This window comes from Thalassoglobus sp., from assembly GCF_048270125.1.
GTDB lineage: Bacteria > Planctomycetota > Planctomycetia > Planctomycetales > Planctomycetaceae > Thalassoglobus.
The window spans coordinates 600,224-615,850 of record NZ_JBLWTN010000001.1 but is presented as its reverse complement, the minus strand read 5'-3'; the positions used below and the strand labels follow the sequence as shown (position 1 = coordinate 615,850).

Genomic DNA, 15,627 nt, shown 5'->3' with positions numbered 1-15,627 from the left:
ATTCTGTTTTATTCTTTCACACTTTCAGCGATTAATTCCACCATTGCCGCTGGTCGACAACTGGTCGATAACAATCCAGTGCGTCTTCAAAACTTCCGCTATGCAATGCCTCTTCTGAAGAGCAAGATTCAAATTAGAACCAGTCCGAAAACCTCTGAAATAGGTGCTTTCCTCAACGTTTGAGAGAGCAATTTCACGTTTCAGGACCAGTTCTAAGTAATGCCTTATGCATGTGGGCATCGGTCAGACTGAGGTGATACCGCGTTGGCGAGCAAGTGCCAGTTGAGCGGCTTCCTTGTTCTTCTTCCCACGACTCCGCTTGCCATCTTGATGGTGCGGATGCACCCGTAGGCGGGTTGGTTGAGGTGTTCAGTCCCCAGGAGTATTTGAATTACGTTCACTCCTGCAGATACACTGAAGCCCAAACCTGAAGATGCTCTAAATCGCTCACGTCCACTTGACCGGTTTCTTATTTCAAGCCAGCGTTCCACTTTTCAACTGTCGAGTGCCACGTTTTCTGACCGATGTCTACAACTCGATCTTCAACAGTTTCAACTTGTCGTTATGCCTCCTGCGGGGCTCTAATGTCGATGCCGTACTTCGGTGAAATGTCAATCAGACGCTGTTTGTCTTCTGGTGTGACAATTGCAGCATCAAGCGATGTGTCGGTGGCGACCCGGCCTGCTTCGAGAAAAAAATCGTCAAGCCCGGCGGGTGTGGCCAGGATTAACATTCGACCAACACCCTCTCCAATGTTTCTAAAGGAGTGCAACGACTCTTTGGCGAGAGTCACCCAGTCACCGGGTTTTGCGGTTAGAACATTGTCATCGACGTGCACTTCGAACTCTCCTTCGATGACGTAAAAAGCTTCATCTTCACGATGATGCACATGAGGTGGCGGACCCGAACCGGGTGGAACCGAAACCTCGATCAGAGTGAAGGCGCCTCCTGTCCCCGCGCCACTTGCCTTAATTGTGTACAAATCGCCGACGACCCAAACTGATGGTCCTTCGCCGGAACGTTTCATTGCACTTTCCATGATTACATCTCCGGTAACTTGTAAGAGGTTCATGATGTTGTTGAGTCGCCTGATTTCACGTCGGGTTGCTCGTCGACGCTTCGGTCATTCCTTAAACGGTGGAAGAGCGGAATGAACTGAGTCTTATACGTGACAAACTGAACCAGCTTGCTTAGGATACGGAGTGTACATTCGTAATTGCAAGTAGGAGCAAAATTGTTCCTATAGGGAGAAAGATGGTAAAACGCACGAAATATTCAGGACCCTGTGCGCTAGAAGCGACGTTAGCTGTCTTTGGCAGCAAGTGGAAACCTGCGTTGCTGTTTCATTTATATGAGAATGGAGCGTGCCGTCACGGTGAGCTTCGGCGGTTGATTCCGGAAGTGTCTCAGCGAATTATGACGCAGCAACTTCGCGAACTTGAACGCGACGGTCTGGTGTTACGAAAGGATTTTCGCGAGGTGCCTCCGCGAGTGGAGTATTCGGCAACTGAATTAGCTCAAACGCTCAAACCACTTTTTGTTTCCATCGAGAAATGGGGCAAAGAGCAAATCAAAAATGTCGAAGCGGCTCGAAAACGTTATGATAAAATGAACAATAAGGAGCAGAGCGAATGATTGAAATACGCAAAGCAAACGATCGAGGTCACGGCGACCACGGATGGCTCAACAGTTATCACACGTTTTCGTTCGCTTCCTATCACGATCCGAAGCAGATGGGGTTTCGTTCGCTGCGAGTGATGAACGAAGACCGCGTCGCGGCGGGGCGAGGGTTTTGGGGAACACGCCCACGACAACATGGAGATCGTCTCGTACGTTCTTGATGGTGCTCTTGAACACAAGGATTCGCTCGGCAATGGCGAAGTACTAAAACCGGGAGAGTTCCAGCGAATCAGTGCCGGGACGGGAATCACGCATAGCGAATTCAATCCTTCCGAGAGCGAGCCAACCCACTTCTACCAAATCTGGTTGTATCCAAAGTCTCAGAACATCGAGCCAAGCTACGAACAAAAAAAGTTCGCTGACACTGATCTGAACAATGTTCTTCGCGCGGTCGCCACACCAGATGGACGCGACGGCTCACTCACCATCCATCAAGACGCCAGCATTTATTTGTCCAAACTCCAAAACGGAAACTCAATCAGCCACAACATTCCATTAGGTCGTTACGCATGGCTGCAAGTGCTTCGTGGCTCCGTCACATTGAATGGCGAGGCATTAAAAACAAGTGACGGAGCAGCGATCAGCGACGAAACAGAGTTGAACATTACGGCCAACGCCGATGCCGAAATCATGTTGTTCGATTTGGCGTAGCTTCATAGTGATCACTGTGATCCGCAACGGACGTGAATCGAAACGAATCAGTTCTCAAAAACTCTCCGAAGGAGTCCCCGAGCATGACGAAGTGCGATCCCGTCACAGGCGCCTGCCTGGTCCCCGACCTGAACAATCCTCTCGCTCCCGCTGCATCGAGCAAGCCCCTTGAACGGTCGTCCCGTAGTTGGGGCGTCCGTTATATCGGCGATCCGATGTGCTCCTGGTGTTGGGGTATCTCGCCCACCGTCGGAGAAGTTGAGGCTTTCTGTGAAGCAGAAGGCATCGAGTTCTCGATCACGATGGGTGGTTTGCGGGCGGGCGGTGGCGACAAGTGGAACGAAGAGTTTAAGGACTTTCTACGCAACGAATGGCGTAACATCGCTCGGGTGACCGGGCAGCCCTTCGGTTTCACCCTGCTGGAGTCGCCGCATTTCGACTACGACACGGAACCCGCCTGCCGCGCCGTGGCGACCGTTAAGCTGCTCCAGACCCGGAACCATCTTCCAAGCTCGATTGCGTTGATCTTCTTCTCCGCAGTTCAACATAAATTTTATGTGGAGGGGCAAGACCCCAAGGTGGCTGATTTCTATGCCAGCATCTGCGCCACGCTGGCATTGGATTTTGAAGAATTCCGCACCCTGTTCGATTCACCAGAAGCCCTGCAGGCTGTTCAGCAGGAATTCGCTCGCTGTCGGCAGTGGGGCGTCCGCTCCTTTCCTACACTGCTGTTGGAGCATGATGGCAAAATACAACCGCTTGCCGAGGGCTATGCCACAACTGAACAAGTACTCTCTCGACTGCGACAAGAGATTGCCGCTTGAGTCTGCGGGTAGGACTGATCAATCGTCATGAACACCGAAACAGACTTGCGACAAACCTTTCAAGGTGACCAAGCCGTTACATTTATAAATCGCACCACCTGCACAAATCGATAAGGAGACCCGCTATGTCAGAGCCTACCATCGCCGCCAAAGAGCCAGTCAAAGTCGAACTCGAAAAAGGCAAGGAGTACTACTGGTGTACCTGCGGGAAGTCCGCGAGCCAGCCGTTTTGTGATGGCTCTCATCGGGGCACTTCATTCACGCCCAAGGCATTTGTGGCTGAGGAAGAGGGTGAGGCGTATCTATGTCAGTGCAAACACACAAACAATGCTCCGTTTTGCGATGGAACGCACTCGAAACTTGACGCCCCAGCAAGTTCAGATGATACGTCCGAAGACAATGATGACAGCGACGGCATGCCTGATCCGTCACCGACCCCGGAAGAACCGAAGGTTGTTGAAATCCACAACCTGGCAAAATACGGTCTGAGTAAGACTGGTCATCACGGGCCTCTGGATGCCATGGGAGTACCTCGGGACCAACTTCCACATTGGGACGATATCCAAATCCTGACCGCTCAGTTTGCTAAACGACCTCAGGCTGATGACGCCGATGTGGAGACCGAGTTGGTCATCGGTCCAAATGCCAAAAAACCGCTGAAGTTAAAGATCCCGCTTATTGTTTCCGACATGAGCTTCGGAGCACTTTCCGAGGAAGCCAAGACAGCCATGGCTCGAGGAGCCGAATTGGCAGGCACGGGGATCTGCTCGGGAGAAGGAGGCATGCTGCCTGAAGAGCAGCAAGAAAATACTCGTTACTTCTACGAACTTGCATCAGCCAAATTCGGCTTCGAAGAATCGCTGTTAACTCGAGTTCAAGCCTTTCACTTCAAAGGGGGACAAGGTGCCAAGACCGGGACCGGTGGGCACCTTCCCGGCAACAAGGTCGTGGGTAAGATTGCAAAAGTCCGTAATTTGGAAGAGGGGACTCCGGCCGTTTCTCCTTCGCGCTTTGAAGATCTCGTGACCGTTGGGGACTTTCGGGCATTTGCCGAAAACGTTCGGTCCATGACTGGTGGAATTCCGATCGGCATGAAATTGTCGGCCAATCATATTGAGAAGGACATCGGGTTCGCTCTGGATGTCGGAGTTGACTATATCATTCTGGATGGCCGTGGAGGCGGAACCGGAGCTGCTCCGTTGCTTTTCCGGAACCACATCTCGGTGCCCACGCTCCCCGCTCTTGCCAGAGCCCGCCACTTTCTGGATCGTCAGGGAGCCAATCATGTCACTCTCATCATCACTGGTGGATTGCGAGTTGCCCCAGATTTCGTGAAGGCACTCTGTTTGGGGGCCGATGGCATCGCTTTGGCAAACTCAGCGATGCAGTCGATCGGTTGCGTTGGCGCCCGCATGTGTCACACAAATAACTGTCCTGCTGGAGTGGCGACTCAGAAACCGGAACTGAGGGCCCGCCTCAAGGTTCAGGAAGGTGCTGAACGTCTTCAACGTTACTTTGATTCGTCAGTCGAACTGATGAAGGTGCATGCTCGAGGGTGTGGTTACAATCAGCTGAGCCAGTTCAATAAAGACGACATCACAAGCTGGAAGAAGGAGATTGCTGAATTGGCTGGAATCCAGTATGCCGGCTTCGACTCCAACCGCTGAGCGTCTCAAAACATCCAAAAATGAATCACACCATGGAAAAGACGAACGGATTCACCCGCCTTCACGCTCTACTCGTCGATGATGACGAACTTGCGCAGGTGTGCCGCGATTTGCCAGAATCTGCGTGCCGTGCACAGCCGCACAACTATGGTGTACACATTGTGTCGCTGAGTCTCACGAAAATTGGAGAAGGACTGGCCGATCCCAAGCTCGTGCTCGCCTGGTTGCTCGACGCGATCGGTACACCAACCTGGGCACTTGGGCTGCTGGTGCCGGTGCGTGAATCTCTGGCGATGCTGCCGCAGCTGGCGATCTCGGCACGCATTCGGAGCCTCCCCATTCGCAAGACCGTCTACGTGTCTGGTTGTGTTGTCCAGGGCGCCGCGATTATCAGCTTCGGTCTGATGGGATGGTTTGCGCAGATGTTTTCCGGCGATTTTTCCGGCATCATCGCCGTCGTACTGATCGCGATCTTCGCACTTGGCCGCAGCCTCTGCTCGATCAGCCACAAGGACTTGCTCGGGAAAACCGTGGACATGGGCCGGCGAGGCTCGGTCAGTGGAACGACGGGCACCATCGCCGCTGTGGCAACGCTGCTGTTGGCAGTCAGCTATTCCATCGGCTGGATTCCGCTCACAGTGCCAGTCGTCGCCGGCATGGTCGCACTCGGCGGTGCCTGTTGGCTACTGGCTGCGTTTGTTTTCAGTTTGCTTCGAGAAGAACCCGGCGCGACCGAAGGTGGCATTGATGGTTTGGCAGCGGTCATCGCGCAGCTCGGCCTGCTGCGCAGCGACGCACAACTTCGCCGACTCATCATCACACGTACATTATTATTGTCGACGGCATTGGCGCCGCCGTTCTATATTGCACTCAGCGGTGATCGTGCAGTCAGCGGTCTCGGTACGCTGGGCTCCTTCATGATCGCGTCGGCGGCAGCGAGTCTATCCAGCGCCTACATCTGGGGGCGGGTCTCCGACAGGTCCAGCCGCCTCGTGCTGATGCTTGCGGCGACGCTCGCTGTGCTGGCAAACGGATCTGCCGCGTTCGTTGCTCTGGCAATGCCGACCGTACTGCAAGAGGCGTCATTGCTGCCTGGGCTGTTATTCGTACTCATGATCGCGCATCAGGGTGTGCGGCTCGGACGTTCTGTACACGTCGTCGATATGGCGGACCGCGACAACCGTGCAACGTACACCGCGCTCAGCAATTCAGTGGTCGGCCTGATCCTGCTCGCCGGTGGCGTCTTTGGCGTTATTGCGCAGTGGCTCGGCATCGGCGCTGTATTGTTAATCTTCACTTCAATGGCAGCCATGGCGATCTTCGCGGCAGCCGGATTAGACGACGTTCAGGCCACGTAGAGCAAACTGCTCTAGTCACTGCAATCCGGCAAGAATTTCAAACGAACGCAAACGATCTTTGTGCTCATACAGATCGCACGTGAAAATCAGCTCATCCGCTTGGGTCTGTTGCGACAACTCCTGTAATTTTTGCTTAATGGTTTCTGCGCTGCCTATCATAGCCATGCGTAAAAATTCTTTGACCATCTTCTCTTCTTGCGGTTGCCAGAGATCCTGCATACTTTGAACGGGTGGACGCAGCAGCAGGCTTTTCCCTCGAAGCAAAGCAAGAATGCGCTGGAATGTGGTGGTGGCTAAAAACTCTGCTTGCGAGTCAGTCTCTGCTGCAACTAAAGGAATCCCAAGCATCACATAAGGGGCCTCCAAAACCGCAGATGGTTTGAAGTGGCGGCGATACAGTTCGATGGCTTGCATCATCATTCGCGGCGCAAAGTGCGAAGCAAAGGCGTAAGGCAAACCTTTTTCCGCAGCTAATTGCGCACTAAACAGACTGGAACCTAAAATCCAAATGGGGACGTTACTGTCAACACCTGGCATCGCAATGACTTGCTGTCCTGCGCGACGTGGTCCTAAAAATCTTTGCAATTCGATGATGTCTTCAGGAAAGTCAGCTGAACTTCCAGTGCGATGGTTGCGCAAAGCCCGCGCGGTCACCTGATCAGTCCCCGGTGCTCGACCGAGACCCAAATCAATTCGTCCAGGATACAGTGCCTCTAACGTACCAAACTGTTCAGCAATCACTAAAGGAGCATGATTCGGTAGCATCACCCCACCGGCACCGACCCGTATTTGCCTGGTCCCCGCTGCAAGATAACCAATCAACACCGCAGTTGCTGAGCTGACAATCGCATCCATATTGTGATGCTCAGCCACCCAAAAACGGGTGAATCCTAAACGTTCAACATGTTGAGCTAAGGCGAGCGACCGGTGTAATGCTGGAGCAGGACCTTGATCGGTGTCTTTACGTGAAGCTAAGTCCAATACAGAGAAAGCCATTTTATGCTGATGACTCATATCATCTCTTTGATGTTGTTGATGACTCGCTGCCTGCGGTTCGAGTATCGCACATACACATTGGGAGTGCCACCAAGGTCAACTGCTTCCTGCGCTGATGGAGAGGTGTTGACATGGATGCACTCAGGGCGTTGCCATCACTGGAACCACATTGATTGTCCGGCCTGCCTGAGAAATGTCTGAGCACTCACTTTAAACGGCGCGTGCGTATTGAATGGGTAAGAGATCGCTGGCCTTCGCAGTTCCCAGCTTTTCTGCGGCATGACAGGGCCAATATGGGTCGCGAAGCATAGCGCGACCTAATGTCACGATGTCCAATTGCTCGTTTTGAATTGCTGTCTCGGCTTGTTCTGGAGAGTCGATCAACCAGCTTGTCGTTGTCGCGATGTCGGCATCGCGACGAATTCGGGCGGCATCAGGGATCATGAATCCCGGTTCTGTCGGGACATTTGTGTGATCGGGGACGATCATGCCGTGGCTGACGTCAATCATGTCGAGTCCAGCAGATTTCAACCGTCGAATCAGTTCGATCGACTCCTCGAGAGTGACTCCACCATCCACCCAGTCTGTGACTGACAAGCGAACAGTCAACGGCAGACGTTGAGGCCAGACTTCGCGAACCGCCTCAAAAGTTTCCATCATGAAACGGATACGATTCTCAAAGCTGCCGCCGTACTGATCAGTCCGGTTGTTTGATAGCGGCGAGTAAAATTCGTGTGCCAAGTAACCGTGTGCAAAGTGAACCTGCAGCCATTGGAATCCTGCAGCGAGTGAACGCTCAGCAGCAGCAACAAAGTCCTTCTTCACTCGGGCGATATCGTCGAGAGTCATCGCTGTGGGCACTTTGTCGAGTTTGCCGCCGAATGCAATTGCCGACGGAGCGATTGTCTCCCATCCGCCATCGCTGGTGTCGATGTGTGCGCCACCTTCCCAAGATTTCTTCGAACTTGCTTTGCGACCGGCGTGCGCAATCTGGATTCCGGATACTGCCCCATGTTTTTGCATGAATCGTGCAATTCTCGCAAAAGGCTCTATATGGTCATCAGTGTAAATCCCACTGTCAGCGGGGCTGATGCGACCGTCCCTTGAGACTGCTGTCGCCTCCACAATCACCAAGCCGGCACCGCCAACCGCCCGAGAACCCAAGTGAACTAAATGCCAATCTGTCGGGTAGCCATCCTCTGATGAATACATGCACATCGGCGATACGGCGATGCGGTTTCGCATTGTGACATCTTTAAGTTGAAAATCATCAAACAAAGAGAGCGACATGATCTGTTCCAGACTGTGTGTGAAGAAAGGTGTCAACAAAATGATCGATGGCAATTTGACGATCTTACCAAAATGATGCGTCGTCACGTTCGCGAACCATTTGCATACGATGCTCGGCAATTTTGCGAATCAATTTTTCCGGCAGCGGCTTTGTGTAAGGAATTTTCAAGATACCCATTTTGGTGATCTCGTATTCCGACAGCTCATCGCGAAAAGGCTCAATTGACTCTGCCATCGCATTGAAACCAAGGTGCGATTTATGAGCGGAGAACGCGAACAGGAATCGTGGCTCAACGAAAAAAGGCGTGTTCCACTTGATCACCTGCTCGGCTTCGGGAGCGATGCTTTGCAACAAGGCATGGAGTTGACGAAGTTGTGGTTGGCCTTCAGGGGGAGCCGCTTCAATGTATTCCGGAATCGTCTTGTAAGACTTCTTTGCCATGTTATCTCGGAGTGTCGATGAAAGAGAGAACTTGCCTTTGCGATGGCTGAACCCACCGCTCATTCGAAATTGGCAATCGCGACTAGAGCAGTTTGCTCTACCGTTTGCCCGTGAAGAACGCATTTCTCCAGTAAAAATGCTGTTCGCCACGAGGCAGAACCTGCAAACCAATTCGAAAGATGCTCTAACGTGGCAGCAATTGTCTTAAGACCATTTCAAGGATACCCCCATTCACAAAGTATTCTACCTCCGCAGCCGCGTCGATTCTCAATATGGTATCGAACGTTGTGCGAGATCCGTCTTGCCGGACGACGGAGACGTTGACAGTTTGGCGTGGCTCAATCCCGTCACCAATTCCGGTGATGGAAAACGTTTCGTCTCCATTTAAGCCCAGCGACTGCGCCGACTCTCCATCCTTGAACTGCAAAGGCAGAACCCCCATGCAAACAAGGTTGCTGCGGTGAATGCGTTCATAGCTCTCCGCAAGAATTGCTTTGACGCCTAATAACGCAGCACCTTTGGCCGCCCAGTCGCGCGAGCTGCCCGAGCCGTACTCCTTGCCTGCGATGACCACCAACGGTGTCTCTTCCTGCAAATATCGCATCGCGGCGTCGTAAATCGTCATTTTGTCGCCGCTGGGAGTGTGGACGGTCCAGGGACCCTCCATCCCGGGAACCATCGCGTTACGTAAGCGAAGATTGCCGAATGTCCCTCGCATCATGACTTCGTGGTTCCCACGACGTGAACCGAAGCTGTTGAATTCATCTGCCGGAATTTGATGGCTGGCGAGATACTCTCCCGCCGGTGAATTCACAGCAATAGCACCAGCTGGAGAAATGTGATCCGTGGTGATTGTATCTCCAAGCACCGCCAGCGCGCGTGCCCCCTCGATATCAGAAAGTGCTGCAGGAGTGTCGGCAAAATCAAGAAAGAAAGGAGGTTCGCGTACGTAAGTCGAATCCTCAGCCCAGTCGAACACAGTCCCCGTCGGTGCGGGCATACTCTTCCACTTGTCATCACCTTCGAAAATCCGACCGTATTCCAGATCAAATTGATCGGAACTGACCGTTGCAGCGACCAGATTTTCTATCTCTTCGGCGGTCGGCCATATGTCTTTCAAATAGACAGGATTGCCCTGTTGATCTCTCCCTAACTCATCAACGCTTATGTCACACAAAACCGTGCCGATTAGTGCATAGGCGACACACAGCGGAGGCGAAGCCAGATAACTGGCTTGCACTTGACCATGAATACGGCCCTCATAGTTCCGATTTCCCGATAGCACGGCGGCGACTGCCAGATTTTTCGAGGTTACCGCCTCAGCGATTTCCTCGGGCAAGGGGCCAGAGTTTCCGATGCACGTGGTGCAACCATATCCGACCAGATTGAATCCCAACTCTTCGAGGTAAGGCGTGAGACCCGCTTTATCCAGATATTGTGTCACCACCCGCGAGCCTGGTGCCAGCGATGTCTTCACCCAGGGCCTGCTTTGTAAACCAGCTTCGACTGCTTTGCGAGCCAGTAACCCAGCAGCGATCATCACCGATGGATTCGAGGTATTGGTACAACTGGTAATGGCTGCGATGACAACCGATCCATCAGTCACCGATGCTGCGGCAGTAGGTTGTTCCAGACTCTCCGGTTCCGCGGCAAGAAATCCGCCTTCCTCCGGGCAGCCTTCAGCTTTGAGCCGAGCGAGTTCAATCGAACTGACATCAGCAACTGCGCCATCCAGAACGGACTGAAACGACTGCCTGACGCCAGACAGCGAGACGCGATCCTGTGGTCGCTTCGGCCCGGCAACGCTGGGCTGGACTTTGCTCAAGTCGAGGTCGAGAACTTCGCTGAAGTTCGGCTCGACACTGTCGTCCGTCCGGAATAGTCCCTGTTCGCGCGTGTAGCGTTCAACCAGATCAACATTGTCTCCTCGCCCGGTGAGACGCAGATATTCCAGAGTGTTCGCATCAACCGGGAACAGCGTCGCTGTTGCACCGAACTCCGGCGACATATTCGACAGGGTAGCACGATCCGCAATGCTCAGTGAGCTCAACCCAGCCCCAAAAAACTCGACAAACTTACCAACCACGCCATGCGCCCGGAGAATTTGAGCGAGCGTCAGCACCAGGTCGGTCGCAGTTGTTCCAGGCGGAAGAGTGCCAAGCGTCCTGACTCCGAGTACGACAGGTTTGGGTAGAAACATCGGTTGCCCAAGCATCGCTGCTTCGGCCTCGATCCCGCCGACTCCCCAGCCCAACACTCCGAGTCCATTGATCATCGGTGTGTGTGAATCGGTCCCTACCAGAGTATCGGGAAAGACCCAACCGTCACGGTCGATCACAACTCGCCCGAGATGTTCGAGATTGACCTGATGACAGATCCCCATTCCTGGAGGCACGACACGGAAACCGTCAAAGGCTTGTTGCGCCCAGTTGAGTAATGAATAGCGTTCGCGATTGCGGCGGTATTCCCACTTTAGATTAGTGGAGTAGGCATCGTCGCTGCCGAAGCGGTCAACCTGGACGGAATGGTCAATGACGAGATCGACAGGAACAAACGGATTGACGCTCTGAGGATCACCACCAGCCCTGGCGACCGCACTTCTCATGGCTGCAAGGTCAACGACAGCGGGAACGCCGGTGAAATCCTGCATCAGGACGCGAGCCGGCATGAACGCAATCGACGCATCCGCGCCATGAGGCCAATTCGCGAGTGACTCCACGTCAGCTTGCGACACATCCCTGCCATCAGCACGCCGGGCGATGTTCTCCAGTAGAATTTTGACGGTGTGAGGAAGGCGCGCCACATCGGCGCCGGTCTTCTCCGCCAGCTTTGTGAGGCTCACGTAACGTGACTTTGTCGTTGCAGTTTCTAAAGTCGCAGAAATGCCTAGCGGATCAGTTGTCATCTGGTTACTCCCTGTCGCTCTACTGGTGAAACGTGAGTGTGCAGTGCGTGGTCATTTTCCCCGCAGACTGGAATGAATATCAAACGGATGCGAGCAATCTATTTAGAACTAGTCCTGAAACCTGATATTGCTCACTCAAACGTTGAGAAAAGCGGCTATTCCAGAGGTTTTCGGACTGGTTCTAGAACTAATGTGGAAGCTTGTGGAATGGTCACTTTCTTCGGTGTTTGAGAGAGCAAATTCAGATTTCAGAATCAGTTCTTCTCATTCTGCAAACAAGTAAAAATCAGTTCATCAACTTGAGTTTATTGTCATACGATTGATGCTTCAGACACCCACTGGCGAGTGAATCTTAAGCGGTCAAAATATCGAGCAAAGTCTGACGGCCCCGATCATACTGGCTCAGGACTTTGGTCTGTCTCAATACCCGATGTGGAACCCAGTACAGGAAAAGCCATTTTCTCTGATCACTCAGCTCATGGCTTCTCATTGACGTTGTTGAATGTCTACAGTCTCAGCATCGCATAAACAGCTTGGGAGTGCTACCAGGTACTACGAACAGCAACCTCTTCGAACGCTGATTGAGCCTTTTCGACAAGTTGACCACAGAACGCAGCCCCTACCAGAATCACCTCAGCAACAGTCCTCAAAGTGTCAGCCTCGGTTACCCAAGTGATATCTCAACCGTCACCCCGGTGGTAAAGTCATGCGCACCGGCCTCGCGTGCGGCATTGGAGATTGGACTCCCCGGATCCCCGATCCCCGCTGAATACTCTGTAGACATCGACCTGAGTTTCGCCATATTTGGTTCGGAACAGTAGTGGGATTCCCGAGCCTTTCGGAGCGTTGAGCATTAATTCGCGAGTGATCGCTTTCATTTCTTCACAAAGCATGATCCGTCGATCTTTAACGGTCTTCTTGGCAGTCTTGTGACGGAGTTTAAGCAACGGGTGTCAATTCGTCAGGTACCTTGATGCGAGCAAGTGCCAGTTGAGCGGCTTCCTTGTTCTTATTCCTACGACTCCGCTTGCCATCTTCATTGAAGAGAGCCTGTCGTTTCTTTGTGCCAAGCGGTTCCATACTGGATTGAGCCCTTGGCTTTTTTGTCCTTGCAAGCCAGACTGCATTCTTTCATAACACTTAGAGCATCTTTCGAATTGGTTTGCAGGTTCTGCCTCGTGGCGAACAGTATTTTTATAGAGAAATGCGTTCTTCACGGGCACACGGAAGAGCAAACTGCTCTAGGAAACCGTACCGCGATATCAATAGGAATGTTTTGGTTCACTGATCCAGGCATTCTTCGTCCAACGAAGGGGATTCAGCATGTTCAAGTTCCTTGCCAAGACACAGCCTGCTGGATCAGGAGAGCTCAGTTGCCGCGCAACTTTCCCGCATCCGTTGCGACACCGGTTCCTGACACTTTCCGGTTCCATGTTTGCAGTCATCTTTGCACAACTTTTTTTTGTTATAATTCTTCACGCTGAGGCAATACCCCGTCCAAACATCGTTTTGATCCTGACGGATGATCAGGGCTGGGGGGATTTGAGCCTGAATGGAAACACGAATCTACAGACTCCGAATATTGATTCTCTCGCTCGAGATGGGGCGCAGTTTGAACGGTTTTTTGTATGTCCAGTTTGCTCGCCGACCCGGGCTGAGTTGCTCACCGGTCGCTATCACCCGCGTTGTGGCGTTTACAGCACCTCTGCTGGTGGAGAGAGAATCAACCTGGATGAGATAACGATCGGTCAAACGTTTCAAGCTTCCGGGTACAAAACGGCAGCATACGGGAAATGGCACAACGGGATGCAGGCTCCCTATCATCCCAACAGTCGCGGATTTGATGATTACTTTGGGTTTTGCTCGGGGCACTGGGGGCAATACTTCGACTGGATGATGGAACACAACGGCGAACTGGTGCAGGGAAATGGATTTTGCATCGACGACTTTACGAACCACGCCTTGCGGTTCATGGAAGAACATCAGAAGGAACCGTTCTTTGTTTACCTCCCCTACAATACTCCTCATTCTCCGATGCAGGTTCCCGGGGATTACTGGAATCGTTTCAAGGATAAAGAGCTTTTGTTGAGGGATGTTGACCCTGAAAAAGAAGATCTTGGACACACGCGGGCGGCGCTGGCAATGTGTGAAAATATCGATTGGAACGTCGGGCGAATCTTAAAGAAGCTTGATTCTCTGGAACTCGCTGAGAATACGATCGTTGTCTACTTCTGCGATAACGGACCGAATGGACGCCGTTGGAATGGAGAAATGAAAGGGCGTAAAGGGTCGACTGACGAAGGAGGAGTCCGCTCTCCGTTGCTGGTTCGCTGGCCGAATCACATTCCAGCCGGGAAAACAGTGACGGAAATCGCCGGGGTGATTGACTTGCTACCAACACTTGCAGACCTCTCAGGTATTCAAGTTGCCAGCCAAAAACCGCTCGATGGGATGAGTCTGAAAGCACCACTCACTCAAGAAAATTATTCATGGCCGGACCGGACGATATTTTCACAATGGCGCGGACGCGTCTCTGCGAGAACTCAGCAGTACCGACTCGATCATCAAGGAAAACTCTACGATATGCTCAGTGATCCCAGCCAAACGCGGGACGTCTCAAGTGAACATCCTGAACAGACCAGAGTCCTGCGCGAGGCTGTCACGCGATGGAAGTCAGAAGTTTTAGCTGGCTACGACGATGACACTCGCCCATTCATCATTGGGCACCCCGATAGCTCAAACACACAACTCCCAGCCCGCGACGGTCTTGCACATGGAAACATCAAACGGTCCAACAGGTATCCAAACGCATCCTATTTTACGAACTGGATCAGCATGGGCGACAAAATCACCTGGGAGGTGGAACTCCCTGAGGATGGGACCTTTGATGTCGAGCTTTATTATACTTGCAAGAAGGACGATGTCGGTTGCACGATCCGACTCAGTGATGGTCATGCCCAGCTTGAAACAACGATTCAAGATCCGCACGATCCTCCCATCATTGGAGCCGAGGAGGACCGCGTTCGACGCGCTGAGTCTTATGTGAAAAAGTTTCAGCCGCACAACATGGGGCAAATCAAAATGAAGAAAGGCCGCAAGACTCTTTCGCTCAGAGCGACAAAGATTCCAGGTGATCAGGCCATCGAGTTCCGCTTGTTGATGCTCAAGCGGATCAGTTCGAACTGATTGTTAAACCTGAGTTTGCTTTCTCATGCACTGAGAAATGCGAATCTTCCACAAATTTTACTCTGGGAATTATGGAGATTGCGGATCACTCATTCGTTTCCAGACTAAGACCGAAACAGGAACTCTGTCAGTGAGGAGCATCCCATGGACCTCAAAAAACTTATCGCCATCCACGCGGTAGATGTACGACTTTTCTCCGGAATCCATGGCACCCAGGTTTTTTCCTGCCACAATTCTGCTGTCAAAGAAAGTGAAAATACGGACTGACCCAGATGTTTCTGTGTCGTAGCGAGATGTCTTTTCCTGGACGAGTTTTCCGGAACTGTCAAATACTCGCAGCCGCGTTCTGTGCTGGTTATGTTCTTTGACGATGCGAAACTTTCCCTCTTCAGTTTTGATTGTCCGCTCCCAGACCCCTTCGATGTCCTGGTCTGCTTGCGGTGTGGGACTTGCGTCTCGCGCGGGCGGTGTGGGAACGGACTCGTCTTGTGCGATTGAAACTCCAGAGAATGCCAATGTGATCAAAAGTACCAAACGGAACTGGTGGAATTGGGGCATCGAAGTTTACTTTCTATTCGTGCCAACAAAACGGTCAGAGCACTTTCGCGAATTGTGTGCACATGAAGAA

General features: G+C 52.4%; 11 protein-coding genes and 1 pseudogene. 6 read left to right on the top strand and 6 right to left on the bottom strand.

Annotated elements, in window-relative coordinates; translation table 11 throughout:
• Positions 1-562 precede the first annotated feature (562 nt).
• On the bottom strand, positions 563-1,027 hold the full coding sequence (locus ACN0YR_RS02215) for a cupin domain-containing protein (RefSeq protein ID WP_417847572.1): 465 nt from the start codon (positions 1,025-1,027) through the stop codon (positions 563-565).
• 227 nt (positions 1,028-1,254) lie between these two features.
• Between ACN0YR_RS02215 and ACN0YR_RS02210 the strand changes: the two genes are divergently transcribed.
• The 5 genes and pseudogenes from ACN0YR_RS02210 to ACN0YR_RS02190 all read left to right on the top strand — a co-directional run bounded on the left by ACN0YR_RS02210 (position 1,255) and on the right by ACN0YR_RS02190 (position 6,180).
• Complete coding sequence (locus tag ACN0YR_RS02210) at positions 1,255-1,635, top strand: winged helix-turn-helix transcriptional regulator (protein ID WP_417847571.1); 381 nt, start codon at positions 1,255-1,257, stop codon at positions 1,633-1,635.
• Positions 1,632-2,331 (top strand): annotated as a pseudogene (locus ACN0YR_RS02205) (pirin family protein). Before ACN0YR_RS02210 ends, ACN0YR_RS02205 begins: the two are co-directional and overlap by 4 nt.
• A gap of 83 nt (positions 2,332-2,414) precedes the next feature.
• Complete coding sequence (locus tag ACN0YR_RS02200) at positions 2,415-3,155, top strand: DsbA family protein (RefSeq protein ID WP_417847570.1); 741 nt, start codon at positions 2,415-2,417, stop codon at positions 3,153-3,155.
• A 125-nt stretch (positions 3,156-3,280) separates the two neighbouring features.
• Positions 3,281-4,822: a glutamate synthase-related protein gene (locus ACN0YR_RS02195; RefSeq protein ID WP_417847569.1), complete on the top strand. Its 1,542-nt coding sequence runs from the start codon at positions 3,281-3,283 to the stop codon at positions 4,820-4,822.
• A gap of 32 nt (positions 4,823-4,854) precedes the next feature.
• Entirely contained in the window at positions 4,855-6,180 is a 1,326-nt protein-coding gene (locus tag ACN0YR_RS02190) for an MFS transporter permease (protein ID WP_417847568.1), read from the top strand.
• 15 nt (positions 6,181-6,195) lie between these two features.
• Here ACN0YR_RS02190 and ACN0YR_RS02185 read toward each other — a convergent pair whose 3' ends face one another.
• From ACN0YR_RS02185 to acnA, 4 genes are all read right to left on the bottom strand, one after another.
• Entirely contained in the window at positions 6,196-7,194 is a 999-nt protein-coding gene (locus ACN0YR_RS02185; protein ID WP_417847567.1) for an LLM class flavin-dependent oxidoreductase, read from the bottom strand.
• 192 nt (positions 7,195-7,386) lie between these two features.
• Positions 7,387-8,466 (bottom strand): NADH:flavin oxidoreductase/NADH oxidase, encoded by a 1,080-nt coding sequence (locus ACN0YR_RS02180; protein WP_417847566.1) that lies wholly within the window; start codon positions 8,464-8,466, stop codon positions 7,387-7,389.
• A 64-nt stretch (positions 8,467-8,530) separates the two neighbouring features.
• Positions 8,531-8,908: an iron chaperone gene (locus ACN0YR_RS02175; RefSeq protein WP_417847565.1), complete on the bottom strand. Its 378-nt coding sequence runs from the start codon at positions 8,906-8,908 to the stop codon at positions 8,531-8,533.
• 184 nt (positions 8,909-9,092) lie between these two features.
• On the bottom strand, positions 9,093-11,813 hold the full coding sequence (gene acnA, locus ACN0YR_RS02170; RefSeq protein ID WP_417847564.1) for an aconitate hydratase AcnA: 2,721 nt from the start codon (positions 11,811-11,813) through the stop codon (positions 9,093-9,095).
• Between the two features lie 1,431 nt (positions 11,814-13,244).
• On the opposite strand from acnA, the gene ACN0YR_RS02165 reads away from it, so the two are divergent.
• Positions 13,245-14,999, top strand: coding sequence for an arylsulfatase (locus ACN0YR_RS02165; protein ID WP_417847596.1), 1,755 nt, complete (start codon positions 13,245-13,247; stop codon positions 14,997-14,999).
• A gap of 69 nt (positions 15,000-15,068) precedes the next feature.
• Here the strand turns inward: ACN0YR_RS02165 and ACN0YR_RS02160 are convergent, their stop codons facing one another.
• The gene (locus tag ACN0YR_RS02160; protein ID WP_417847563.1) at positions 15,069-15,557 is read right to left on the bottom strand and encodes a hypothetical protein; all 489 of its coding nucleotides are present in this window, start codon (positions 15,555-15,557) and stop codon (positions 15,069-15,071) included.
• Positions 15,558-15,627: the final 70 nt, after the last annotated feature.

Coding starts and splice junctions, on each gene's coding strand:
- ACN0YR_RS02210 (WP_417847571.1), top strand. CDS start 1,255: ATGGTAAAACGCACGAAATATTCAGGACCCTGTGCGCTAGAAGCGACG.
- ACN0YR_RS02200 (WP_417847570.1), top strand. CDS start 2,415: ATGACGAAGTGCGATCCCGTCACAGGCGCCTGCCTGGTCCCCGACCTG.
- ACN0YR_RS02175 (WP_417847565.1), bottom strand. CDS start 8,908: ATGGCAAAGAAGTCTTACAAGACGATTCCGGAATACATTGAAGCGGCT.
- ACN0YR_RS02160 (WP_417847563.1), bottom strand. CDS start 15,557: ATGCCCCAATTCCACCAGTTCCGTTTGGTACTTTTGATCACATTGGCA.
- ACN0YR_RS02215 (WP_417847572.1), bottom strand. CDS start 1,027: ATGAAACGTTCCGGCGAAGGACCATCAGTTTGGGTCGTCGGCGATTTG.
- ACN0YR_RS02185 (WP_417847567.1), bottom strand. CDS start 7,194: ATGAGTCATCAGCATAAAATGGCTTTCTCTGTATTGGACTTAGCTTCA.
- ACN0YR_RS02190 (WP_417847568.1), top strand. CDS start 4,855: ATGGAAAAGACGAACGGATTCACCCGCCTTCACGCTCTACTCGTCGAT.
- acnA (WP_417847564.1), bottom strand. CDS start 11,813: ATGACAACTGATCCGCTAGGCATTTCTGCGACTTTAGAAACTGCAACG.
- ACN0YR_RS02180 (WP_417847566.1), bottom strand. CDS start 8,466: ATGTCGCTCTCTTTGTTTGATGATTTTCAACTTAAAGATGTCACAATG.
- ACN0YR_RS02165 (WP_417847596.1), top strand. CDS start 13,245: ATGTTTGCAGTCATCTTTGCACAACTTTTTTTTGTTATAATTCTTCAC.
- ACN0YR_RS02195 (WP_417847569.1), top strand. CDS start 3,281: ATGTCAGAGCCTACCATCGCCGCCAAAGAGCCAGTCAAAGTCGAACTC.